At 67.2% G+C, this 24,903-nt stretch carries 18 protein-coding genes; 6 read left to right on the top strand and 12 right to left on the bottom strand.

Translation table 11 applies throughout. From position 1 onward, the window contains the following. Window positions 1–87 precede the first annotated feature (87 nt). Complete coding sequence (gene pepN, locus AC4PTB_RS04520) at window positions 88–2,634, bottom strand: aminopeptidase N (RefSeq protein WP_492191904.1); 2,547 nt, start codon at window positions 2,632–2,634, stop codon at window positions 88–90. Window positions 2,635–2,789: 155 nt separating this feature from the next. Here pepN and AC4PTB_RS04515 point away from each other — a divergent pair, with 155 nt between their 5' ends. Beyond that, window positions 2,790–4,943: a malate synthase G gene (locus AC4PTB_RS04515; RefSeq protein WP_492191903.1), complete on the top strand. Its 2,154-nt coding sequence runs from the start codon at window positions 2,790–2,792 to the stop codon at window positions 4,941–4,943. Between the two features lie 180 nt (window positions 4,944–5,123). On the opposite strand, the gene AC4PTB_RS04510 is transcribed toward AC4PTB_RS04515, so the two are convergent. Beyond that, window positions 5,124–5,747 (bottom strand): DnaJ domain-containing protein, encoded by a 624-nt coding sequence (locus AC4PTB_RS04510; RefSeq protein WP_492191902.1) that lies wholly within the window; start codon window positions 5,745–5,747, stop codon window positions 5,124–5,126. Window positions 5,748–5,907: 160 nt separating this feature from the next. Further along, on the bottom strand, window positions 5,908–6,279 hold the full coding sequence (locus AC4PTB_RS04505) for a DUF4177 domain-containing protein (protein WP_492191901.1): 372 nt from the start codon (window positions 6,277–6,279) through the stop codon (window positions 5,908–5,910). Between the two features lie 176 nt (window positions 6,280–6,455). Here AC4PTB_RS04505 and cobS point away from each other — a divergent pair, with 176 nt between their 5' ends. From cobS to AC4PTB_RS04490, 3 genes are read left to right on the top strand one after another with little or no spacing between them, the layout of a single operon-like run. Next, entirely contained in the window at window positions 6,456–7,430 is a 975-nt protein-coding gene (gene cobS, locus AC4PTB_RS04500; protein ID WP_492191900.1) for a cobaltochelatase subunit CobS, read from the top strand. Window positions 7,431–7,439: 9 nt separating this feature from the next. Continuing rightward, window positions 7,440–9,314 carry a cobaltochelatase subunit CobT gene (gene cobT, locus AC4PTB_RS04495; RefSeq protein ID WP_492191899.1) on the top strand — a complete coding sequence of 625 codons (1,875 nt, stop codon included), beginning with the start codon at window positions 7,440–7,442 and terminating at the stop codon, window positions 9,312–9,314. A 6-nt stretch (window positions 9,315–9,320) separates the two neighbouring features. Further along, window positions 9,321–11,120: an aminopeptidase P family protein gene (locus tag AC4PTB_RS04490; RefSeq protein WP_492191898.1), complete on the top strand. Its 1,800-nt coding sequence runs from the start codon at window positions 9,321–9,323 to the stop codon at window positions 11,118–11,120. Between the two features lie 164 nt (window positions 11,121–11,284). Here AC4PTB_RS04490 and AC4PTB_RS04485 read toward each other — a convergent pair whose 3' ends face one another. After that, window positions 11,285–12,454 carry an acetate/propionate family kinase gene (locus AC4PTB_RS04485; RefSeq protein ID WP_492191897.1) on the bottom strand — a complete coding sequence of 390 codons (1,170 nt, stop codon included), beginning with the start codon at window positions 12,452–12,454 and terminating at the stop codon, window positions 11,285–11,287. Then, window positions 12,454–13,839 (bottom strand): bifunctional enoyl-CoA hydratase/phosphate acetyltransferase, encoded by a 1,386-nt coding sequence (locus AC4PTB_RS04480; protein ID WP_492191896.1) that lies wholly within the window; start codon window positions 13,837–13,839, stop codon window positions 12,454–12,456. The genes AC4PTB_RS04485 and AC4PTB_RS04480 overlap by 1 nt, the downstream gene beginning before the upstream one ends. Before the next feature lie 159 nt (window positions 13,840–13,998). Here AC4PTB_RS04480 and AC4PTB_RS04475 point away from each other — a divergent pair, with 159 nt between their 5' ends. Together AC4PTB_RS04475 and AC4PTB_RS04470 are read left to right on the top strand one after the other, a co-directional pair. Further along, window positions 13,999–15,384 carry an FAD-binding oxidoreductase gene (locus AC4PTB_RS04475; RefSeq protein WP_492191895.1) on the top strand — a complete coding sequence of 462 codons (1,386 nt, stop codon included), beginning with the start codon at window positions 13,999–14,001 and terminating at the stop codon, window positions 15,382–15,384. Continuing rightward, window positions 15,381–15,773 (top strand): Cif family virulence factor, encoded by a 393-nt coding sequence (locus tag AC4PTB_RS04470; protein ID WP_492191894.1) that lies wholly within the window; start codon window positions 15,381–15,383, stop codon window positions 15,771–15,773. The genes AC4PTB_RS04475 and AC4PTB_RS04470 overlap by 4 nt, the downstream gene beginning before the upstream one ends. 163 nt (window positions 15,774–15,936) lie before the next feature. Here AC4PTB_RS04470 and recN read toward each other — a convergent pair whose 3' ends face one another. From recN to AC4PTB_RS04435, 7 genes are all read right to left on the bottom strand, one after another. Beyond that, on the bottom strand, window positions 15,937–17,586 hold the full coding sequence (gene recN / locus AC4PTB_RS04465; protein ID WP_492191893.1) for a DNA repair protein RecN: 1,650 nt from the start codon (window positions 17,584–17,586) through the stop codon (window positions 15,937–15,939). Window positions 17,587–17,616: 30 nt separating this feature from the next. Continuing rightward, the gene (locus AC4PTB_RS04460) at window positions 17,617–18,462 is read right to left on the bottom strand and encodes an outer membrane protein assembly factor BamD (protein WP_492191892.1); all 846 of its coding nucleotides are present in this window, start codon (window positions 18,460–18,462) and stop codon (window positions 17,617–17,619) included. A 154-nt stretch (window positions 18,463–18,616) separates the two neighbouring features. Next, a complete protein-coding gene (gene lpxC / locus AC4PTB_RS04455; RefSeq protein ID WP_492191891.1) occupies window positions 18,617–19,534 on the bottom strand; it encodes a UDP-3-O-acyl-N-acetylglucosamine deacetylase in 918 nt (305 codons plus the stop codon). A 215-nt stretch (window positions 19,535–19,749) separates the two neighbouring features. After that, window positions 19,750–21,468 (bottom strand): cell division protein FtsZ, encoded by a 1,719-nt coding sequence (ftsZ, locus tag AC4PTB_RS04450; protein ID WP_492191890.1) that lies wholly within the window; start codon window positions 21,466–21,468, stop codon window positions 19,750–19,752. Between the two features lie 201 nt (window positions 21,469–21,669). Then, window positions 21,670–22,998 (bottom strand): cell division protein FtsA, encoded by a 1,329-nt coding sequence (gene ftsA, locus AC4PTB_RS04445; protein ID WP_492191889.1) that lies wholly within the window; start codon window positions 22,996–22,998, stop codon window positions 21,670–21,672. Further along, window positions 22,995–23,957, bottom strand: coding sequence for a cell division protein FtsQ/DivIB (locus AC4PTB_RS04440; RefSeq protein ID WP_492191888.1), 963 nt, complete (start codon window positions 23,955–23,957; stop codon window positions 22,995–22,997). Before AC4PTB_RS04440 ends, ftsA begins: the two co-directional genes overlap by 4 nt. Further along, window positions 23,945–24,823, bottom strand: a complete 879-nt coding sequence (locus AC4PTB_RS04435) for a D-alanine--D-alanine ligase (RefSeq protein ID WP_492191887.1) — start codon at window positions 24,821–24,823, stop codon at window positions 23,945–23,947. Before AC4PTB_RS04435 ends, AC4PTB_RS04440 begins: the two co-directional genes overlap by 13 nt. Between the last annotated feature and the right edge of the window lie 80 nt (window positions 24,824–24,903).

Here is a 24,903-nt window from a genome sequence, read left to right as displayed (position 1 = left end):
CGAAAGGGCGTATTTGATCCAAGAAAAAGCCGATGTGTTTTTTCTTGGCGCAAATACGCCGGGGTCCGGGGCAGCGCCCCGGCGCTTTCAGCCCGCAAGCCGCCCGACCATCTCGCCAAGATCGCGGCTGAGGCCGGGGGTGGCGGCGATGCGCTCAAGCGCCGCTTTCGCATGGGCCTGCCGCGTGGCATCGTAGCGCCGCCAGGTCTCGAAGGCGGTCGACATCCGCGCCGCGGTCTGCGGGTTGAGCGGATCGAGGCGCAACAGCCAATCGGCATAAAGCGCATAGCCCGCACCATCGGCACGGTGAAAGCCCGCATGGTTGGCGGCAAAGCCCCCCAGCAGGCTGCGGAAGCGGTTCGGGTTTTTCCAGTCGAATTCCGGCGCCGCCGCCAGCTGGGCCACGGTTTCGGCCGCAGCCTCGGGCGGGGTCAGCGCGCCCTGCGCCATCCGCCACTTGTCCATCACCAGCGGATCGGCGGCCCAGCGCGCGGCGAAACTGGCCAGCTGCCCCTGCCCCTTGCCCTCGGCCACCAGCAGATTGAGCGCGCCGATGCTCTCGGTCATGTTCGTGGCCTCGGCGAAAAGCGCCGCCGCCCGCGCGCCGCCATCCTCGGTTGTCAGCAGCGCCAGCGTGGCCAGCCGCAGCGCGCGCCGCCCGGCCGGACCGGCGTCGGGGCTGTAGGGGCCGGTCACCGCGCAGCTGTCATAGACCCGGCTCAGCGCCGCGCCGTGCCGGGTGGCGAGCATCTTCATCAGCTTGCGCCGCGCTGCCCGGATCGCCTCCGGGTCGGGCGTGTCCCCGCGCGCGAACAGCGCCGCGGCGATCTCGTCCTCGCCCGGCAGGCGCAGACAGGCGGCGCGGAACCCCGGATCGGCCTCTTCATCCGCAATGAGCCGCCCCACCGCATCGAGGTAATCAAGCTGCGTCCCCTCGCCGCGCGCCATCACCATCAGGGTCTGGCGTGCCAGCGTCCGCCCGGCCTCCCAGCGGTTGAAGGGATCGGTGTCATGGGCCAGCAAAAACGCCTGTTCCGCGGGCGTCGTCGCGCGCTCAAGGATCACCGGCGCCGAAAAACCGCGCAGGATCGAGGGCACCGGCCGCGCCGACAGCCCCTCGAAGCGGAAGCTCTGCCGCGCCTCGGTCAGCTCCAGCACCCTGGTCGGCACCACCTCGTCGCCATTGGGCGACAAAAGCCCCACCGCGAGCGGAATGTGGCGCGGCGGCTTTTCCGTCTCGCCCGGGGTGGGCGGGGTGGTCTGGGTCACGTCGAGCGTGAAGGTGCCGTTCTCATAGCTCTCGCTCACCGTCAGCTTCGGCGTCCCCGCCTGGGTATACCAGAGCTTGAACTGGCGCAGATCGCGCCCCGAGGCATCCTCGAAGACCTTGATCCAGTCCTCGATCGTGCAGGCCTGGCCGTCATGGCGGTCAAAATAAAGATCCAGCGCCGCGCGATACCCCGCAGGCCCCAGCAGCGTCGCCAGCATGCCCACCACCTCGGCGCCCTTTTCATAGACGGTCGCGGTATAGAAGTTGTTGATTTCCTTGTAGCGGTCGGGCCGCGGCGGATGGGCAAGCGGCCCCGCATCCTCGCGGAACTGGCGCGCGCGCAGGGCCGCCACGTCTTCGATGCGCTTCAGCCCGCCCAGCCGCACGTCGCGGGTGAAGCTTTGATCACGGTAGACCGTCAGCCCCTCTTTCAGGCACAGCTGGAACCAGTCGCGGCAGGTGATGCGGTTGCCGGTCCAGTTGTGGAAATATTCATGCGCGATCACCGCCTCGATGCGTTCGTAATCGGTGTCGGTTGCGGTTTCGGGGCTTGCCAGCACCAGCTTCGCATTGAAGATGTTCAGGCCCTTGTTTTCCATCGCCCCCATGTTGAAATCATCGACGGCGACGATGTTGAACAGATCAAGGTCATATTCGCGCCCATAGGCCTCTTCGTCCCATTTCATCGACCGGGCGAGCGCGCCCAGCGCGAAATCGCAGCGGTCCTCGTCGCCCGGACGCACCCAGATGTTCAGATCGACCTTGCGGCCCGACCGCGTGGTGAAGCTGCCCGAGGTGGCGCGCAGATCCCCCGCCACCAGCGCGAAAAGATAGGCAGGCTTCGGCCAGGGGTCGTCCCATTCCGCCCAGCCCGGCCCCTGCCCGACCGGATTGCCGTTCGACAAAAGCACCGGCAGATCGCTCTCGATGCGCACATGAAAGCGGCTCATCACATCGGGGCGGTCGGGATAGAAGGTGATGTGGCGAAAGCCCTCGGCCTCGCATTGGGTGCAATACATGCCGTTCGACATGTAAAGCCCCTCAAGCGCGGTATTCGCGGCCGGTGCGATCTCGACCTCGGTCTGCAGCCGGAACGGGCCTGCGGGCAGCCCCGCGGCGGGCAGCACGAGGCCGGTCTCGTCCAGATGATAGTCGCCCGGGGCCAGCGCCCGCCCGTCAAGCGAAAGTGAGATCAGCCGCAGGTCTTCACCCTGCAACACCATGTCAGCACCCGGCTGCCGTGGCGTCACGTCGAGCGTCGCGAGAACCCGCGTGGCCGCCGGATCAAGCCGGAAGGTCAGGGAAACGGACACGATCTCAAAGGGATAGGGCTTGTAATCCGACAAAAGGGTGACGCCGTCCATGACTTTCCTCGCACTGGGCTTGCACTGGGCTTTCGCGCAAGCTAGGCCCTTCCCGCCCCCCCGGCAAGGCATCGCCGACAGCCGGGAGAGCGCGAATTTCGCTGGACAGGGGCGGCATCAGGGCCAAGATACCGGCCAAAGCTTGGGAGGAGCCGATGACGGAACGCGTGGACCGCGAGGGGCTGCAGGTTGCAGCCGAACTGGCGACCTTCATCGAAACGCAGGCGCTGCCCGGGACCGGGGTCGATCCGGCGCGGTTCTGGGCGGGGTTTTCGGCGCTGATCCACGATTTCGGGCCGCAGAACCGGGCGCTGCTGGACAAGCGCGACGACCTGCAGGCGCAGATCGACGCCTGGCACCTGCAACACCGCACGCAGGGCCATGACGCCACCGCCTATCGCGCCTTTCTGGAAGAGATCGGCTATCTGGTGCCCGAGGGCGCCGATTTCAGCATAGAGACCGGCCCGACCGATCCCGAGATTGCCCAGGTCTGCGGCCCGCAGCTGGTCGTGCCGATCACCAATGCGCGCTATGCGCTCAATGCCGCGAATGCGCGCTGGGGCAGCCTTTATGACGCGCTTTACGGCACCGATGCTTTGGGAGCGCCGCCCATGGCGCCCGGCTACGACCCCGTCCGCGGCGCGAAGGTGATCGCCTGGGCCAAGGACTTTCTGGATACCGCCTGCCCGCTGGTGGCCGGGTCCTGGGCACGGGCGACGCGGCTTTGGCTGCAAGACGGCGGTCTGTTCGCCGAAGTGGCGGGCGAGGAAACCGGGCTGAAAGACCCCGCCCAATTTGCAGGCTTTCGCGGCGCGACCGAGGCGCCCACCGAAATCCTTTTGCGCAACAACGGCTTGCATCTGATCCTGAAGCTCGACCGCGCCCATCCGATCGGTGCCACCGACCCGCTGGGCCTGGCCGATCTGGTGCTCGAATCGGCGCTGTCCTCGATCATGGATTGCGAGGATTCGGTGGCCACCGTCGATGCTGCCGACAAGGTTCTGGCCTATCGCAACTGGCTGGGCCTGATGCGCGGCGATCTGACCGAACAGGTGAGCAAGGGCACTCGCAGTTTTACCCGCGCCCTTGCCCCCGATCTGACCTTCACCGCGCCCGGGGGCGGCACCGTCACGCTCAAGGGCCGGGCGCTGATGCTCGTGCGCAATGTCGGGCCGCTGATGACCACGCCCGCGATCCTGACCCGCAGCGGCGCCGAGGCGCCCGAGGGGCTGATGGATGCGATGGTGACCACGCTTTGCGCGCTCCATGACCTGAAGCGCGGCGCCAATTCCACCACCGGCTCGGTCTATGTGGTCAAGCCGAAGCTGCACGGCCCCGAGGAAGTCGCCTTCACCTGCGCCAGCTTCGCCCATGTCGAGGAGGTGCTGGGCCTGCCCGCCAATACGGTCAAGCTCGGCATCATGGACGAGGAACGCCGCACCAGCGCCAATCTCAAGGAATGCATCCGCGCCGCGAAAGATCGGCTGGCCTTCATCAACTCGGGCTTTCTTGACCGGACCGGGGACGAGATCTTCACCTCGATGGAAGCCGGGCCGATGGTGACCAAGGCCGAGATGAAATCGCAGCCCTGGATTTCGGCCTATGAGGATCGCAACGTCGATATCGGCCTGCGCTGCGGGCTGCCGGGCAAGGCGCAGATCGGCAAGGGCATGTGGGCCGCGCCCGACAACATGGCCGAGATGCTGGCGCAGAAGATCGCCCATCCGATGGCCGGGGCGAATTGCGCCTGGGTGCCCTCGCCCACCGCGGCCGTGCTGCACGCGACGCATTATCACCGCGTCGATGTGAAAGCGCGGCAACGCGAGATCGCGCAGCTGCAACGGCCGCTGCGGCTCTTTGATCTGCTGACGATCCCGCTCGCCGTCGGGCGCACCTATTCCGAGGCCGAGATCAGCGCGGAAATCGAAAACAACGCGCAGGGCATTCTGGGCTATGTGGTGCGCTGGGTCGATCAGGGCATCGGCTGCTCCAAGGTGCCCGACATCCATGACGTGGGCCTGATGGAAGACCGCGCGACGCTGCGGATCAGCTCTCAGGCGCTGGCGAACTGGCTGCATCACGGCATCGTCGGCGAGCCGCAGGTGATGAAGGCCTTCCGCAAGATGGCGGCCGTGGTCGACCGGCAGAATGCGGGCGATCCGGCCTATCAGCCGATGGCGCCGAATTTCGACGGGCTGGCGTTTCAGGCCGCCTGCGATCTGGTCTTCCTCGCCCGGATCCAGTCCTCGGGCTATACCGAGCCGGTGCTGCACCAGCGCCGCGCGCAGGTGAAAGCCGCCAGGGCGTAGAAACGGGGGCTCTGCCCCCCGTCCCTGCGGGCCCGCCCCCGGGATATTTGCACCAAGGTGAAAGCAAAGGGCGCCCCGCGACGGGCGCCCTTTCATCTTGCCTCAAATATCCCGGGGGTCGTCCATTGGTGCGCCATTGGTTCAAGAACCAATGGACGACGGGGCAGCGCCCCCGCCGCTTCACTTGAAGTTGCGGCTGTCCTTGATCTGATCCCAGGCCCAGACCACCTGCTGCAGCATCTCTTCCTGGCTGCGGTCGCCGCCGTTCATGTCGGGGTGCAGCACCTTGATCAGCGCCTTGTAGCTCGCGCGGATCTCGGTCTTCGTCATCGTATCCTTGGCATCAAGCAGCTCAAGCGCGCGCCGCTCGGTCGGCGGCAGCTTGCGCCCCACCACGGTCCGCCCCGGGTTCTGCGTCGCATTGGCGCCCAGAAGCTCCATCGGATCGGTGATGCCATGCCGCGCCCAGCCCTTTTCCTCTTTCGAGCGGCCAAAGGGTTTCGTCGGCCGTTCCCAGACATTGGCATTGTCCAGAAACTGCTGGAATTCCTCGTCCGACTGGCCCTGAAAATAGTTCCAGCGCAGATTGTATTCGCGCACATGGTCCTTGCAGAACCAGAAATAGTCATCCAGCACCTTCGGGCTTTTCGGCGCGCGGTACTGGCCCGGCTCCTTGCAATCGGGGTGATCGCATTGCCGGGTCGAGGTCTCGAAGGCGCCGGACATGCCGCGCTTGCCCTTGGTCCGACTTTTCTTGTCGGCTGCGGCAGAAATGTTGAAGCCGAAAGGGTCGGTCTTGCTCATGGGTCTTGCTCATGGGGCCGGCTCAGAGGGCCAGCTCAGGGGGGCCAGGTTTCGCTCTCGGTGCGGCTTCTGGGTCCGCTCACCGACTCGGGGGGCAGAGGATAGAGCATTTCCCCGCCAAGCCAAGGGGCAAGCTGCCGTCGCGTCGCGAAGGCCGGTCTCAGAACGACTCGTCCGCCGCCGGACCCAGCCGCGGCGCCCGGCCTTCGGGGGCGAAGGCGGTCAGCCTGCCGCGCCGTTCGGTCGAAAAGGTCAGGCCGGTCTCGTCTTCCGTCTCGGCCTCGCCGGGCCCGGCCGTGTCCAGCGCGCGACGAAACACCAGCAGATGGTGCATCACCGTCGTCTTCGACGCCAGCCCCGCCCGTTCCTCGGCGGGCAACGTCTCGGCACGCCAATATTCCCAGCCCTCGCGCGCCAGCTCGTTCATCAGCTCGCCCAGAGCATGGGCAAAGCGCTCGGCCCCGGTTTTCAGCCCGCGGTCCTTTTCGCCCCGCACCGGCGCGGGAACCACCTTGTAGTCGTAAAGCTGCATGACGCACCTCGTTTTGGCCGCGACAGATACGCCTTGCGCGCGGCAGGTCAAGCAACGAAGGGGTGAACGACGCCCCCTCCCCTCCCTGTCCTGCTCGTTGTCCCTGTCACAATCCGCCTCTTGCGCCGGGGCGCCCCATCGGCCACAAAACGACGAGTGCACGAAGAGGACCGAAGATGCTCGACCAGACCGCCAAGCCCACCGAAGAGATCGATCTGCGCGAAGTCTTCGGGATCGACAGCGACATGAAGGTGAAGGCCTTTGCCGACCGCACCGACCGCGTGCCGGACCTTGACCCGACCTACAAATTCGACCCCGACACCACGATGGCGATTCTGGCGGGCTTTGCCTACAACCGCCGCGTGATGATCCAGGGCTATCACGGCACCGGCAAATCGACCCATATCGAGCAGGTGGCGGCGCGGCTGAACTGGCCCTGCGTGCGGGTCAACCTTGACAGCCACGTGAGCCGGATTGACCTGATCGGCAAGGATGCGATCAAGCTGGTTGATGGCAAGCAGGTCACGGTGTTCCACGAAGGCATCCTGCCCTGGGCTTTGCGCAACCCGACCGCGATTGTGTTCGACGAATACGATGCGGGCCGCGCCGATGTGATGTTCGTCATTCAGCGCGTTCTGGAGGCCGACGGGAAACTCACCCTGCTCGACCAGAACGAGGTGATCACCCCGAACCCCTATTTCCGGCTGTTTGCGACGGCGAACACCGTGGGTCTGGGCGACACCACCGGGCTTTATCACGGCACGCAGCAGATCAACCAGGGCCAGATGGACCGCTGGTCGCTTGTCGCGACGCTGAACTATCTGTCCCACGACGCCGAGGCCGCGATCGTGCTGTCGAAGGTGCCGCATTACAACACTGAAAAGGGCCGCAAGACGATTTCGCAGATGGTCACCGTGGCCGAGCTGACCCGGACCGCCTTCATGGCCGGGAATCTCTCGACGGTAATGTCGCCCCGCACCGTCATCGCCTGGGCGCAGAACGCCGACATCTTCCGTAATGTGGGCTATGCTTTCCGGCTGACCTTCCTGAACAAATGCGACGAGCTGGAACGGGCAACCGTGGCCGAGTTCTACCAGCGCCTGTTCGACGAGGAATTGCCCGAAAGCGCCGCCGTCATCGCGGGGCGTTAAGGGGGGGCGATGACCAAGCCCAGTGACAACCCCGCCGATCCGTTCAAGAAGGCCCTGGCCGAGGCCACGCGCACGCTGGCCGATGCGCCCGAACTGAGCGTCAGTTTCAGCGTCGATCCGCCCGGCGTGGCGGGCGATCAGATGCGCCTGCCGCAGGTTTCCCGCCGGATGACCCGCGACGAGATCATGATGGCGCGCGGCACCGGCGATGCCTTGGCCCTGCGGCAACGCCATCACGATACGGCCGTCGCTGCCCGCTATGCGCCCTCGGGCGACATGGCGAAATCGCTGTACGAGGCGATGGAAACCGCGCGCTGCGAGGCTTTGGGCGCGCGCGACATGCCCGGCACGCTGACCAATATCGACTTCAAGATCGGCCATGAGGCCGAGCGCAAGGGCTATGGCCAGATCCGCACCCAGGCCGAGGCGCCGCTTGCGGTTGCCGCGGGCTACATGGTGCGCGAAATGGCGACGGGGCGGAAACTGCCGCAGGCCGCGAACCATGTGCTCGACCTCTGGCGCGGCTTTCTTGAGGATCAGGCGGGCGCCGAGTTTCAGGGCATCGAGGCGGCGCTTTCCGATCAGGCGGCCTTTGCGCGGTTGGCGCGCAAGGTGATTGCCGATCTCGGCTATGGCGATCAGCTGGGCGAGGACCCCGACGCGCAGCAAAACGACGAGGCCGATCAGGACAGCGAGGAAGACCCGGAAGCGGATCAGGACAACCGCTCGGAGGAAGAGCAGCAGGACGACGACGGCGAGGCCAGCCCCGAGCAGGCCCAGGAACAGCAGCAGGACCAGCGCCAGACCACCGTCAGCCAAGACGATCTGGCCGATGACGAAACCGGCGACGAAATCGACATGCCGCAGGCCGATGCGCCGCCCGAGCCGCCGCCGCCCGCGCCGCATTCGAACGCCGATCCGAATTACACCGTCTTCACCACCGACTTCGACGAGGAAATCCGCGCCGAGGATCTGGCCGAGGCGGCGGAACTGGAACGGCTGCGGGCTTACCTTGATACCCAGCTCGAACCGCTGAAAGGCGCGGTGGCGCGGCTTGCCAACAAGCTGCAACGGCGGCTTCAGGCGCAGCAGAACCGGTCCTGGGAATTCGACCGCGAGGAAGGCACGCTTGACGCTGGCCGCCTTGCCCGCGTCGTGGCGAACCCGACGACGCCGCTGTCCTTCAAGATCGAAAAGGACACCGAATTCCGCGATACCTGCGTGACGCTGCTTCTGGACAACTCGGGCTCGATGCGGGGGCGGCCGATCTCGATTGCCGCGATCTGCGCCGATGTTCTGGCGCGCACGCTCGAACGCTGCTCGGTCAAGGTCGAGATCCTGGGCTTCACCACCCGCGCCTGGAAGGGCGGGCAATCGCGCGAAAGATGGCTCGCCGAGGGGCGCAAGCAGGGGCCGGGGCGGCTCAATGACCTGCGCCACATCATCTACAAATCCGCCGATGCGCCGTGGCGGCGGGTGCGCTCCAATCTGGGCCTGATGATGAAGGAAGGCCTGCTGAAGGAAAACATCGATGGCGAGGCGCTGGAATGGGCCTACAAGCGCGCGATGGCGCGGCCCGAGGCGCGGAAAATCCTGATGGTGATTTCCGACGGCGCCCCGGTCGATGACTCGACGCTCTCGGTCAACCCCGCGATTTATCTGGAAAAACACCTGCGCGACGTGATCGCCATGGTGGAACGTCGGCGCGCGGTGGAGCTTTTGGCCATCGGCATCGGCCATGATGTGACGCGCTATTATTCGCGCGCCGTCACCATCACCGATGTCGAGCAGCTGGCGGGCGCGATGACCGAACAGCTGGCGGCGCTTTTCGACAGCGATCCGCGGGCGCGGGCGCGGGTGCTGGGGATGAAAAAGACGGGGTAAGCGGGCATGTTTCAGGATTTCACCAGCCGCTCGACGCCTGCGCATGGCCCGGCCCGGCTTGCGCTCTTGCGGCAGGCGATCCGCGACGCGGGGCTGACCGGCTTCCTGATCCCGCGCGCCGATGCGCATCAGGGCGAATATGTCGCCGATTGCGACGCGCGGCTTTCCTGGCTGACCGGCTTCACCGGCTCGGCCGGGTTCTGCCTCGTTCTGCCCGACATCGCCGGGGTCTTCATCGACGGCCGCTACCGGGTACAGGTGAAATCCGAGGTCGATCTGACTGCCTTCACCCCCGTTCCCTGGCCCGAGGTCAAGGCCGGGCCCTGGCTTCTCGAACACCTGCCCGCGGGCGGGCGCATCGGCTTTGACCCCTGGCTGCACAGCCGCAAGGAGGTCGAGGATCTGCGCCGCGCGCTTGAGGGCTCGGGCATCGCGCTGGTCGAGACGGCAAACCTGATCGATGCGATCCGGGCCGACCGCCCGGCCCCGCCGATGCAGCCCGCGCGGGTGCATCCGCTTGATTTTGCCGGGGAAAGCAGCGCCGAGAAGCGCGGCCGCCTTGCTGCGGCACTGGGCAAGCAGGGGGCGGTCGCGGCGGTGCTGACGCTGCCCGATTCCATCGCCTGGGCGCTGAACATCCGCGGCGCCGACATTCCCCGCAACCCGGTGGTGCAGGCCTTTGCCGTGCTGCAAGCCAACGGCCATCTGACGCTTTTTGCCGAAGCGGCGAAATTCTCGCCCGAAGTTCGCGCGCATCTGGGCAATGAGGTGACGTTGCGCCCGGTCCCGGCCTTTGCCGCCGCGCTGCGCGGCCTGAAAGGCCCGGTTCTGGTCGATCCGGGCTCGGCGCCGCATCAGGTCGGCCGCGAGCTGGAGGAGGCCGGCACCGAGGTGATCTGGGCCGAGGATCCCTGCATCCTGCCCAAGGCCCGCAAGACCCCAGCCGAGGTGGCGGGGATGCGCGCCGCCCATCTGCGCGACGGCGCGGCTCTGGTCGAATTCCTGGCTTGGCTCGAGGCCGAGGCGCCAAAGGGCAAGCTGACCGAAATCGACGTGGTGGAGCGGCTGGAACAGCACCGCCGCGCCACCGGGCAGCTGCTGGACATCAGCTTCGACACGATCTGCGGCGCCGGGCCAAATGGCGCCATCGTGCATTACCGGGTGACCGAGGCGACGAACCGCCGCGTCAGCCCCGGCGAGCTCTTGCTGATCGACTCTGGCGCGCAATATCCCGACGGCACCACCGACATCACCCGCACCCTCGCCGTGGGCCCGGTCCCCGAGGGCGCGGCCGAGGCCTTTACCCGCGTGCTGCAAGGCATGATCGCGATCTCCCGCGCCCGCTTTCCGCGCGGCCTGGCGGGACGTGACCTTGACGCGCTGGCGCGGGTGGCGCTCTGGCAGGCGGGGATGGATTATGACCACGGCACGGGGCACGGCGTCGGCGCGGCGCTCTGCGTGCACGAGGGCCCGGCGCGGATCTCGCGGATTTCCGACGTGCCCCTCGCCCCCGGCATGATCCTGTCGAACGAGCCGGGCCATTACCGCGAAGGCCAGTGGGGGATCCGGATCGAGAACCTGATCCGGGTCGAGGAGGCGCCAAAGATCGGCGACGGCCGCGACCATCTGTGCTTCGAAACCCTGACCTGGGTGCCGATCGACCGCCGCCTGATCGTGGCGGAGATGCTCTCGCAGCCCGAACGCGCCTGGCTTGACGCCTATCACGCCGGGGTCCTGGACCGGATCGGCCCGCTTGTGGGCCCGGCCACCCGCGCCTGGCTGAGCACGGCCTGCGCCCCTCTCTGACAGCAAGGGCGTATTTGCGCCAAGAAAAAGCGGGACCGGATCGATCGGCCCTGCCCCTTGGTTTTCCTTGGCAAAATACGCCGCGGGGGTGAATTGCCGAAGGCAAGAGGGGGGCGCGCAGCCCCCCCTTTTCGGGGGTCCGGGGGCAGCGCCCCCGGCCCGGTTCAGATATGCAGCGCGTCTTTCGCCGCGCGCGCGATCACCACTTCCTCGTTCGTCGGGATCACCCGCACCGCGACGCGCCCGGTCGAGATTTCGCGCCGATGCGCCAGGTTCGCCGCCTCGTCAAGCGTGATCCCCGCCCAGTCGAGCCCCTCGCAGACCGCCGCGCGCACATGCGAGGAATTCTCGCCCACGCCGCCGCAGAAGACGAGCGCATCCATCCCGCCCATCGCCGCCGCCAGCGAGGCGATCTCGCGCTTCACCCGGTGGCAGAAATAGTCGATCGCTTCCGCGGCATGCGGGCTCTTCGAGGCTTCAAGCGTGCGCATGTCGTTCGACACCCCCGACATGCCGATCAGCCCCGAACGCTTGAACAGCAGCTCGGTGATGTCCTCGGCATTCATCTTTTCCTGATCCATCAGGTAAAGCACCACGCCCGCGTCCAGTTCCCCGGCGCGCGTGCCCATCGGCAGGCCCGACAGCGTCGAGAAGCCCATGGTGCAGGAGATCGACTGGCCATTGTGCACACCACAGATCGAGGCGCCCGAGCCAAGATGCGCAATCACCACCCGGCCCGCGCGCAGCTCCGGTTCCTCGGCCGCCAGCACACCGTCGATATAGGTGTAGCTCAGCCCGTGGAAGCCATAGCGCCGCACGCCCTTTTCGTAATAGTGCCGCGGCAGCGCATAGGTGTCGTCGACGAAGGGATGGCCGCGATGAAAGGCGGTGTCGAAACAGGCGACATTCGGCACGCCCGGAAAGGCCTCGATCGCCGCGCGCACGCCCGCAAGGTTATGCGGCTGGTGCAGCGGCGCAAACGGGTTCAGCCGCTCGAGGTGGTCCATCAGCACGTCGGTGACCTTTTCCGGCTCGGCGTGATCGGTGCCGCCATGCACGATCCGATGCCCGATCGCCACGATCTCCAGCTCCGGCATGTCGGTGCGAAACGCCCCAAGCGCCGAGCGCAGCGCCAGCGTATGGGTGGCGAAATCATCCGGGGCCAGATGCGGCACCGGCATCGCCTTGCCGTCAGCATCCTTCAGGTTCAGCGAGGCCTCGGGCGCGCCCAGCCGGTCGACATGGGCGGTGGCAAGGGGCGCCAGCGCCTCGTCGAACAGCCCGAGCTTGAGCGACGAAGAGCCCGCGTTCAGCGTCAGAATGGCGCGCGTCATCAGGCATTCCCCCCGCGGATCCGGTTCCAGTGGATCGAGGCCACGGCCGCCGAGGCCAGCCGCGCCATCGCCGAATCCGACCGCGAGTTCAGGATCACCGGCACCCGCGCGCCCAGCACGACGCCCGCGGCTTCGGCGTGGGAAATATAGGCCAGCTGCTTGGCCAGCATGTTGCCCGCGTCGATCCCCGGCACCACCAGCACATCGGCCTGTCCGGCAACCGGACCGCGCAGCCCCTTGGTGCGCGCGGCGCCGATATCGACCGCATTGTCCATCGCCAGCGGCCCGTCCACGACCCCGCCCCGGATCTGCCCACGCTCGGCCATTTTCGACAAAAGCGCCGCATCGATCGAGCTCGGCATCGCCGGATTGACCGTTTCAACCGCGCTCAGCACACCGACTTTCGGCGTCTCCATGCCCAGCGAAATCGCCAGATCGATGGCGTTTTGCACGATGTCGACCTTGGTCGCCAGATCGGGGGCAATGTTGATCGCCGCATCGGTGACCAGCAGCGGATGGCTGACGCCGGGCACGTCCATCACGAAGACATGGGTGAAGCGCCGCCCGATCCGCAGCCCCTTTTCCTTGTCAAGCATCGGCCGCAGCAGGTCATCGGTATGCAGGTGCCCCTTCATGATCGCCTGCGCCCGGCCCGCGCGCACCAGCTCGACCGCCGCCCGGGCGGCGTCGCGATGGCTCAGGTTCTCGACGATCTCGAAGCCCGAGAGCGATTTCGACAAGGCCTTCGCCGCCGCCTCGATCTTCGCCGGATTGCCGACCAGGATCGGCTTGATCAGCCCGCGCTCGGCGGCGATCAGCGCGCCCTCCAGCGCCGATTGCTCCTCGGGGCAGACCACCGCCGTCGCCAGTTCCGGCAGCGCCTCGGCCTTTTCCAGAAGCGCCTCGAAATGGCGGTGGCGCTGCACGATCAGCCCCGGGGCGTCGATTTCCTCGTAGCGGATATAGGTCTTCGGCGCCAGAACCCGCGCCGTGCCCGAACAGATCAGCGCGCCGCCCTCGACCCGCCGCACCTCGGTCTCCAGCGCGATCACCCCCTCGGGTTCCTTGCCCGTCACCGTGACCTTGGCCACCAGCTCCTCGCCCGCGGTGACATAATCGTGAAAGCTCAGCTGCTGGTCGCGATAGCGCGTGCCCGGCCCGGGCAGGATCGACCCCAGAAGCGAGGAAATCAGCGCCGCCACGAACAGCCCCGGCGCCAGCGGTTTTTCCTTTTGCCCGTCTTCGTCAACATGCTCGAGGTGCATCGGGTTGTGGTTCCCCGAGGCAGCGACGAAGGCATAAATATCATCGGCGGTGCACAGCCGGCGCAGCTCTGCGCTCATCCCCGGCTCAATTTCGTGATACATGCGGCTTTCGAAAATCATCGCGGACTCCCTCCATCGCCGCGACTCTGCGGCTGTCTCCTGTCCGAGCGGAGTGGTGCATCCGCGAAAGATATTGTTCAACGCCTGTTGCTGCGGTTTTTTCGCCCCTTTCGGGACGGCGCCGATCCGCATAAGACGGGACGACAGCGGGAGGGGCAGATGGCAGACGCGACATTCTGGCAAGAGGCGCAGGTAATTTTCGGCAATCGGATCAGCAAAAAAAGGACAGATTGCGAAAGCCATGGCCAATCCGAGACCTGGTTCCCCCTGACCCCGCCCGAGGCGGTGGTCTTCCCCGAGACCACCGAAGAGGTCGCGGCCCTCACGAAAATTTGCGCAGCCCATCGCGTCGCGCTGGTCGGCTGGGGGGCGGGGACCTCGCTGGAAGGCCATGCTTTGGCGGTTGCGGGCGGGATCGTCGTCGATTTCAGCCGCATGAACCGGGTGCTGGAGCTGCGCGCCGAAGACCGTCTGGTGCGGGTCGAGCCCGGCATCACCCGCGAGGCGCTCAATGCCGAGCTGCGCGCGACGGGGCTGTTCTTTCCGGTCGATCCGGGGGCGAATGCGTCCCTTGGCGGGATGGCGGCGACGCGGGCCAGCGGCACGACGACGGTGCGCTATGGCTCGATGCGGGACAATGTGGCGGGGCTGACCGTGGTTCTGGCCGACGGGCGGGTGATCCGCACCGGCTCGGGCGCGGCGAAATCGGCGTCGGGCTATGATCTGACGGCGCTGATGCTGGGCTCGGAAGGCACGCTGGGGCTGATCACCGAACTGACGCTGCGCCTGCATGGCCAGCCCGAGGCGGTCTCCTCGGCGGTCTGCGCCTTTGACCGTTTCGAGGCGGCGGTGGAAACTGTGCAGCATGTCATTCAGCTGGGTATCGAGGTCGCGCGGATCGAATTCGTCGACGAGGATATCGCCCGCATTTTCAACAAGATGAACGGCACCGCCCTGCCCGAGACGCCGCATCTGATGGTGGAATTCCACGGCTCCGAGGCGGGCGTGGCCGAGGCCTCGGAGCGCTTTGGCGAGGTGGTGGCCGAGATGGGCGGCGCCGATTTCCAATGGGCGACGACGACCGAGGAGCGCAACCGGCTGTGGAAGATGCGGCATGGCGCCTATTCGGCCTGCATCGCCTCGCGGCCGGGCTGCATGGGGCTGGTGACGGATGTTTGCGTGCCGATCTCGCGGCTGGCCGAGGCGGTGGCGCGGGCGCGGGCGCTGATTGCCGCGGCGGGGCTGACCGGGCCGATCCTGGGCCATGTCGGCGACGGCAATTTCCACGCCATCCTGCTTTTGGACCGGGACAACCCGGCGGAACTGGCGACGGCAAAACAGGTCGCGCATGATCTGGCCGCGATGGCGCTGGCGATGGGCGGCACGATCACCGGCGAGCATGGCATCGGCCTTGGCAAGCGCGCGATGATGGCCGAGGAACACGGGCCGGCCTGGGCGGTGATGGGGGCGATCAAGGCGGCGCTGGACCCCTTGAACATCCTCAACCCCGGCAAGCTGGTGCCGCAGCCCGGAGAGCTGTCGTGACGATCTCGCAACCGGCAGAGCTGCCGCGGACCTTTGCCGTGCTTTGGGGCGCGCGCGACGCGCTGGGGCTGTCGCAGCTCTTCGTCGAGGATGGCGAACTCCTCAGCCTCACCGGCGGCGCGGCGCAGGGCCGTGCGGCGATCGCCGAGCTGATGGCGGGCGAATTCGCCGGCGCCTTCCAGCGCGCGCGACTGGTGACAGGCCGCACCCGGCTGCGCCCGATCGGCAGCGCGGTGACGGTGCTGCTGCAACGCTTCGTGCTCTCGGGTCTGGTCGACGAGGCCGGGCAGGACGCGGGCCGGATCGGCGCGGTGTTCTGCGCCACGCTTGAACGCCTCGGCCCCGAGGACTGGCAGATCGTCACCGCGCAATTCGTGGTGGAATCGTAAGGCAGGGGCCGGGGGGCGGCCCCCTCTTGGCGCTGACGCCAAATCCCCTCCGAGATATTTCGACCAAGGTGAAAGACGACGCGAAGAAAGTCTCCTGCCCTTTTATCTTGCCAGAAATATCCCGGGGGGAGTCCCGCAGGGACGGGGGCAGCGCCCCCCTGCCTCAGCCGTGCAGAAGCGATTGCGCCGCGGCCCGGGCGGCGTCGGTCACCTCGGCGCCCGAGATCATCCGGGCGATTTCATCCACCCGCTCGGACGGCGGCAGCGCCTCGACGCGCGAGGTGGTCATGCCGTCACTGACCGATTTCGCGACGCGGAAATGATGCGATCCGCGCGCGGCGACCTGCGGGCTGTGGGTGACAACCAGCACCTGCGCGGTTTCCGACAGCTGCGCCAGCCGCCGCCCGACTGCATCGGCGGTGGCCCCGCCCACACCGCGGTCAATCTCGTCGAAGATCAGCACCAGCGCATCGGCGCCCCTGGCCAGCACCACTTTCAGCGCCAGAAGAAAGCGCGACAGCTCCCCCCCCGAGGCGATCTTGTCGAGCGGCCCCGCAGGCGCCCCCGGGTTCGTCGCCACGGTGAAGGCGACCGTGTCCCAGCCCTCGGGCCCCGCCTCGCCGCGGGTGATTTTCGTCGCGAAAACAGCGCGTTCCAGCTTCAGCGGCGCCAGTTCCGCCGCCATCGCCGCATCAAGCCGCCCCGCCGCCTCGGCCCGCGCCGCCGAAAGCCGCGCCGCCGCCGCGCCAAAAGCCGCCTCGGCCGCCGCGACATCGGCCGCGAGCCGGGATATCCCCTCCTCGCCCGCATCAAGCGCCGCCAGCCGCGCCGAAAGCTTGCCGCTCAGCTCGGCCAGATCATCCGGCGCCACACCATGCTTGCGCGCCGCCGCCCGCAGCGCGAAAAGCCGCTCCTCGCAGGCCTCCAGCGCGCGCGGATCGAAGGCCATCGCCTGCAGCGCCGCCTCGATGCCCGAAACCGCCTCGCCCAGCTCGATCAGCGCCCGTTCGAGCGAGGCCAGCGCCCCATCCAGCGTCCCCTCGGCCTTGTCGGCGGCGCCCGCAAGCCAGCGGTCGGCGTCGCGCATCGCCCCCTCGGCGCCCTCGGGGCCAAGGATCTGATGCGCGCGCACCACATCGGCACGGATCCGTTCCGCCGCCTGCATCAGACGGCGGCGGGTATCCAGCTCGGCCTCCTCGCCCGCGACAGGGGCGAGCTTGTCGAGTTCCGCCACGGCATGACGCAGGAAATCCTCCTCGCCCTTCACCGCCGCCAGCGCCGCCTCGGCCTCAGAGAGCCGCCTTGCCGCCGCCGCACGTGCCGCCCAGGCCGCGCGGACCGCCGCCAGAAGATCGTCGTGACCGGCAAAGGCATCCAGCGCCGCGCGGTGGCCGCGGGCGTTCAGCAGCCCGCCGTCATCCTGCTGCCCGTGCAGTTCGACCAAGGTTTCGGAGACCGCGCGCAGAACCTCGCCGCTCGCCCGGCGGTCGTTGATGAAGGCGGTTTTGCGGCCATCACGCGCATTCACCCGGCGCAGGATCAGCTCGTCCTCGGCGGGAATTCCGGCCTCTTCCAGCACCCTGCGCGCCGGATGGCCCGCGGGCAGCTCGAAGACCGCGACCACCTCGCCCTGCGCCGCGCCCTGCCGCACCAGCTCCGCCCGGCCACGCCAGCCCAGCACGAAACCCAAACAATCCAGCAGGATCGACTTGCCCGCCCCGGTCTCGCCGGTGAGCACATTCAGCCCCGCGCCGAAGTCAAGCTGCAGCCGGTCAATCAGCAGCATGTCGCGAATGTCGAGCGTGCACAGCATCTCAGTCCCCTGCCCCGGTCCCGCGCGGGGTCAGAGCCATTCGCCCTTGATGACCTGCCGGTAGATCGCGGAAAGCCAGTTCGACCCCTTCGCCTCGGGCTCAAGACCCATCTTTTTCAGACGCTTGTAGGCATCGTCATAGAAGGGCGAGGACTGGAAGTTGTGACCCAGGATCGCCCCCGCGGTCTGCGCCTCGTCGGTCAGACCCAGCGAGAGATAGCATTCGACCAGCCGCATCAGCGCCTCGGGCGTGTGGGTGGTGGTCTGATATTGCTCGACCACGACGCGGAAGCGGTTGATCGCAGCGGTATAATGACCTTTTTTCAGGTAGAACCGGCCGATCTCCATTTCCTTCGACGCCAGATGGTCGAAGGCAAGGTCGAATTTCAGCGCCGCCGAGCGGGCGTAATCGCTGTCGGGATATTCCTCGATCACCGCGCGCAGCGCCTGCAAGGCCTGGAAGGTCAGGCCCTGATCGCGGCCGACCTCGTCGATCTGATCGTAATAGGAGAGCGCCAGCAGATATTTCGCATAGGCCGCATCTTCCGAGCCCGGATAGGTGTCCAGATAGCGCTGCGCCGAAGACCGGGCGTCTTCGTATTTCTTCGCCTTATGCTGGGCATAGGCCTCCATGATCAGCGCGCGTTTGGCATATTCGGAATAGGGGTAGAGCCGCTCCACCTCCGAGAAATAGCGCAGCGCCTCGGCGGGACGGCGCGGGTTGCCGACCTCGAGTTCATATTCGCCGCGCTTGTAGATTTCCTCGGCGGTGAAATTTTCCAGCGGCGGCTCCTTTTGCGACGGACCGCAGGCCGCCAAAGCCGCAAGCAGCGCAAGACTGCCGACCCGTAGCGCCGCCGTTTTGCCCGTTGCCATCGCTGCCTCTTCCGTTCGTCACCGGAACTGCGTCCGGTCTGCCGCCTCTGACCCCCCCCGGGGGGGCCGCTGTTTCGCCCGTCCTAGCACAGAAAAAACGGCGGCGCAAAACGCCTTTCGCGTGCCGGGGGATGACTGACGCGGCCGTGAAGCCTCAGCGCGCCGCCATCGAGCCGCGCAGCACGCCCGCGCCCGGCAGCCGATGCGCCTGTTCGGGCGAGCAGGTTTCCCAGACCCAGGCGTCGGGATTGGCAAAAAGCGCGCGCAGAAGCTTGTTCGTCAGCGCATGACCCGCCCGATTGCCGACATAACGCGCCATCAGCGGCGCCCCGGCCAGCGCCAGATCGCCCATCGCATCGAGCATCTTGTGGCGCACGGCCTCGTCGGCATGGCGCAGACCGCCCGGCGACAGCACCGCATCGCCATCGACGACGACGGCGTTTTCATAGGTGCCCCCCAGCGCAAGGCCATGGGCGCGCATGTAATCGACATCGGCCTGACGGCAGAAGGTGCGGCTGTCCATCAGCTCGCGCACGAAAGCGCCATTGGCCATCTTCAGGCTTTTCGCCTGTTTGCCGATCGCCGCATCGGCGAAATCGATGGCGAAATCGATCTCCAGCGTCGGCGCCGGTTCCAGCCGCGCCACGGCCTCGCCCTCGCGGACTTCGACCGGATGCAGCACCCGGATCGCGCGCAGATCGGCGTCAAGACGCCGCAGGCCGACGCGGCGGATCGCCCGCACGAAGGGCGCCGAGGAGCCGTCGAGAATCGGCACTTCCGGCCCGTCGATCTCGATCAGCGCATTGCCGATGCCCAGACCGGCCAGCGCCGCCATGATATGTTCGATCGTCGAGACGGACACGCCGTCGGCATTCTCGATCAGCGTGCACAGTTTCGAGGGCGTGACATGATCCCAAAGCGCCGGGATGCGCGGATCGACGCCCGTCACATCGGTGCGACGGAAGACGATGCCGTGATCGGCGGGGGCGGGATGTGCGATCATCCGCACCGGCTTGCCCGAATGCAGGCCGATCCCGACGAAGGTGACAGATGCGCCAAGCGTGGTTTGCACGGTCGTGCTTGCCTTTCTTTTCCCCGGCCGATCGTGGCGGGGACTTCCGAGCCTCAGTTAAGAACCGTTGACCAAACACACAATTCACCTTTTGCAACAAACTGAAACAGAAGGCCAAGGCATGGGCAAAACCCTGCCGACTTCGCGTTAGAGCATTGAATTACAAAAGAAAAGGGCCGGTTTTCACCGGCCCTTCTGCGACATGTTGTGATGCGTCAATTGGCCTGACGGCGCAGGAAAGCCGGGATTTCGATACGATCCTGATCGGGGTCCTGCTCGTCGTCATAGGGCTGATGCTGCGGCGCGGCGGGCATCTGCCGCTGCGCCGGGGCCAGCGCCGCGGCCTCGGCATGGCCGGTCATCCGGTTGATCAGCGAATTGATGCCGAAGCGCGGTTTTTCCGCCGGTTGCGGCGCCGGGGCGCGGGCGAGGCTGCCCGCAGGCTGCGCCATCGGGCGGTGATAGCCCGCGGCGGGGGCCGGATTGCCCGACGGCACCTTGCTGACGGCGGCCTGCAGCCGGGCCAGCGCCTCGGGCGAGGGTTGGCCGGGCGCGCGCGGACGCGGCGCGACGAAGCTGGCCTCTTCGTCCAGCATCATCTCGCGCGTGGCGGCGGGACGGGGCTGGTAGGCGGGCGGCGGCAGCTCGTCGCTGAACTGTTGCGGCTGCGGCTGCGGCGCGGGCATCGGCTGCGGCGCGGGCGCGGCGGCGACCGGCGTCTCGAACAGGGTGCGGTCATAGACCGGCTGCGCGGCCGGTTGCTGCGGCGCGGGCATCGGCTGTTGCGCCACCTGCTGCGGCGCGGGCTGCGGCGCAACAGGTTGCGGCGCCGGTTGCGCCATCGTCACCGGCTGCGTCGAGGTCACGGTCAACGCCGGACGCGCGGGTTCGACCGGCGCCGGGGCGGGGGCCGCGGCTTTCAGCGGCTCGGCCATCGAGCGGCGCGGCACCGGGATTTCCTGCGCCGGGGCGGCGTCGATACCGGTCGCCACGACCGACACCCGCATCATCCCCTCCATCGACGGATCAAGCGTCGAGCCGACGATGATATTGGCATCCGGGTCCACTTCCTCGCGGATGCGGTTGGCGGCCTCGTCCAGTTCGAACAGGGTCAGATCATAGCCGCCGGTGATGTTGATCAACACACCCTTGGCGCCGCGCAGGCTGATTTCGTCAAGCAGCGGGTTCGAGATCGCCTTTTCGGCGGCCTGAACGGCGCGGTCGTCGCCCTGGGCCTCGCCCGTGCCCATCATCGCCTTGCCCATCTCGTCCATCACCGCGCGCACGTCGGCAAAGTCGAGGTTGATCAGGCCGGGGCGGACCATCAGATCGGTCACGCCCTTGACGCCCTGATACAGCACGTCATCGGCCAACGCGAAGGCTTCGGTGAAGGTGGTCTTTTCATTCGCCAGACGGAACAGGTTCTGGTTCGGAATGATGATCAGCGTGTCGACGACCTTTTGCAGCGCCTCAAGGCCCGCCTCGGCCTGACGCATGCGCTTGGGCCCTTCGAACTGGAAGGGTTTCGTCACCACGCCGACGGTCAGCACGCCCAGTTCACGCGCGGCCTGCGCGATGATCGGCGCCGCGCCGGTGCCGGTGCCACCGCCCATCCCCGCGGTGATGAAGCACATATGCGCGCCGACCAGATGATCGACGATCGCTTCGATGCTTTCCTCGGCCGCGGCCGCGCCCACCGAGGGACGGGCGCCCGCGCCGAGCCCCTCGGTCACCTTCACGCCCATCTGGATGCGATCGCGGGCGCGCGATTGCTGCAGCGCCTGCGCATCGGTGTTGGCCACGACGAACTCGACGCCTTCCAGCGCCTTGTCGATCATGTTGTTGACCGCGTTGCCACCCGCACCTCCGACCCCAAAGACGGTGATCCGCGGCTTGAGGTCTTCGTGCTCTGACATGCTCAGATTCAAGGTCATTGGAGTCCGCCTGTGTTCCCGCGGCCTTTCTCGGCCGACTGTCCCCGAAATTACCACAAGTGTATCCAGCTTTCAGAGTTTCGTCACTCAAAAAACACAACAAATCCACAAAATATGGATAGTTAACAGAAGCGTTAGGCGGCATTTCGCGCATGACGCATCATCTGGGGAAGCGAATCGGCTTCAACCCTGTGGATAGGTCTACCAGTTATCGCGGAACCAGCGGATCGCGCGCTTGAACGAGCGCCCTCCCATGCGTTCCAGCGGGATCTCGAAATCCCACCATTCGTCTTGCGGACAGGCCGCGAACAGCGCCAGACCGACCATCGCGGCAAAGCCCGGGCCGCGCATCGCCTCGGGCATGCCCTGCACCCGCATCGGACGGCCCAGCCGCACGTTCTGGCCCAGGATCTTCGCCGCCAGCATGTCGAGCCCGGGGATCTGGCTCGCGCCGCCGGTCAGCACGATCTGCTGGCTCGGCAGCAGGTCGAACCCCGCCACGTCCAGACTGGCCCGGACCTCTTCCAGGATCTCCTCGACGCGCGGACGCATGATGCCGATCAGCTCGGTGCGGCTGATCTGGCGGCGGTCCTTTTCCCAGTCGCCCGAATTGGCCGAGAGCTCGATCATCTCGCGGTCGTCCATGCCGGTCGCATGCACGCCGCCGTGGAAGGTCTTGATCCGCTCGGCCAGCGCCATCGGCACCTGCAGCCCGGCCGAGATGTCGCGGGTGACGGTATCGCCGCCCATCCGCACGGTATCGGCGAAAATCATGTGCTTTTTCAGGAAGATCGAAACGCCGGTGGCGCCGCCGCCCATGTCGATGCAGGCCGCGCCCAGTTCCTGTTCATCCTCGACCAGCGCCGAAAGCCCCGCCACATAGGCCGAGGAGGCGATCCCCGCCAGCTCCAGATCGCAGCGCCGGATGCAGGTGATGATGTTCTGCACCGAGGCGGCATCGACCGTCAGCATATGCATGTCGGTGGCCAGTTTCGCGCCGACATGGCCGCGCGGATCGGACAGACCCGAGCGGTGATCAAGCGCGAAGTTCACCGGATGGGCATGCAGCACCTCGCGGCCCCAGCCGATGTCGGGCATGTCGCAGGCGGCGAGCACCCGGGCGACATCCTGCTCCTCGACATGGCTGCCCGCCACATCGACTTCGCCCGCCAGCCCGTAGCTGCGCGGATCGCCCCCGGCAAAACAGGCGATGACGTGATCGACGCGGGTGTTCGCCATCTTCTGCGCCGCCTGCACCGCGGTGCGGATCGCGCGTTCGGTTTCCGCCATCGCGTCGATCTCGCCGTAGCGGACGCCTTGCGAGGCGATGGTCTTCGCCCCGATCACCCGCATCGCCGATTGCTGGAACAGCGGCGTCGGGTAGTCATTCGCCGCCTCGGGATTTTCGAAGCGCAGCACCAGACAGGACACTTTCGAGGTGCCGATATCGAGCAGCGCAATCACGCCACGCGCCATCGCGGTGGTGCGCATCGTGCGCATGGCACGCTGGGTCTTGTGAAACTCGCTCATTGCGAAGCCCCCGCTATGGGTTGCGCGGCCGCCTGCTGGAGCGCCACCAGCGCCGGCGCGCTGAGACGGATCGTCGGCCGGGTTGCATTGCGCAGATCAAGCCGGACGAAATCGCGGCTGAGCAGATCTTCCGCGGCGTCAAGCGCCAGCGCCCGGTCGATCGCCTGCACCGGGTCTTTCTCGGGCAGAAGGATGCGGCGGTCCTTGTCCAGAACGATGTCCCAGCGGCGCTCGCCGATGCGGATCAGCCCGCGCGCCCGCGGCAGGATCGGCTTGGCCGCGGCCAGGATCGCCAGCGCCTCGGGCACGGCCTTGTCCGCCCCCTCGCCCGCGATCAAGGGCAGGTCGGGGCGGGCGTCGCGCCGGGTCAGCGAGGCGGTGCGATGCCCGCTTTCATCCAGCATCTGCAGCCCCAGCGCCGTGCGCCACAGGATCACCGGCTCGCGCTCGGTCACCCGCACCGAGAGCGTGCCGCCCGGTTGCACCACCAAAGCCACCGTCTTCACCGCATCAAGCCGCAGGATCGCGGCGCGGTAGCCCTCCAGATCCAGCGCGAAGCGCGAGGCGGGCAGCCGCACCGGCAACAGCGCATGGACCGCGCCTTCGACCTCGGGCGAGGCGCCCTCGATCGACAGGCTGGACAGCTGGAATTCCGGGCGGTTCTCGATCTGCATGCGCAGATCCTGCGACCATTCGATCAGATCGGCGCGACGGTCCTCATTTCCCAGCCACAGGCCGAGGCCCAGGGTGACGCAGAACACCGGCACGCCGACGCGGGTGACGACGCGCACGACCGGCGTCAGCCAGAGCCGTTCGAGCCGGAACGACAGCCGGGTCGGCGCCACGGTGCGGCGCGGCGGCTTTTGCGGCTTTTGCGCAAGCGCGGGTTTGAGCGCGGCTTTCGCCCCCCCTGCCCCGTGCATCTGCGGATAGCGCGGCTCGGCGATCAGCGGTCGCATGAGGCATCCTCCACCATCCAGCGGCACAGATCGGCAAAGGACATCCCCGCCGCCGCCGCCTGTTCGGGCGCGAGCGAGGTGGGCGTCATGCCGGGCTGGGTGTTGGTCTCAAGCAGGATCAGCCCGGCCGTGCCGCGGCTTTCATCCCAGCGAAAATCGGTGCGGCTGACGCCACGGCAGCCCAACGCCCGATGCGCGCGCAGGGCGTAATCGCGGATCGTTTCGGCAATCTCGGCGGGCAGATCGGCCGGGCAGACATGGCGCGAGCCGCCCGCGGTATATTTCGCGGCATAGTCATACCAGCCGGTGGTGATAATCTCGGTCACGCACAGCGCCCGGTCGCCCATCACCGTGCAGGTCAGCTCCCGCCCCGGCGCATAGGTTTCCACCATCACCACCTCGGGCATCTCGTCCGAGAGCTGCGGCGGCCGGTTGGCGCCATCCAGCACCAGATAGACGCCGACGGACGACCCCTCGTTGTTGGGCTTCACCACATAGGGCGCGGGCAGCACATGCGCCGCCATCACCTCGGCCTTGCCCGCCAGACGGCTTTCAACCACCGGCAGCCCGGCGGCCTTGTAGGCGGCCTTGGCGCGGGTCTTGTCCATCGCCAGCGCCGAGGCCAGCACGCCCGAATGCGTATAGGGCAGCCGCAGCCATTCCAGGATGCCCTGCACGCAGCCATCCTCGCCCCAGCGGCCATGCAGCGCGTTGAAAACGACATCGGGCTTCAGCGCCCGAAGACGCTCTGCAAGGTCCGCCCCCGCATCGATTTCCGCTACATCGTATCCCGCCGCCCGCAGTGCCTTGGCGCATTCGCGCCCGGAGGACAATGACACCTCGCGCTCGGCCGAGGGTCCGCCCATGAGTACCGCCACGAGGGGGACCGTCCTGCTCGACATGCCCGCCACTTTCGCAATTGCCGGGGTTCGCCCCGGGCTGTTCT

Source organism: Rhodobacter sp. 4.3.4 (assembly GCF_058724655.1).
Note: the sequence above shows the minus strand (reverse complement) of the source record. Positions and strands in the feature narration are given on the sequence as shown.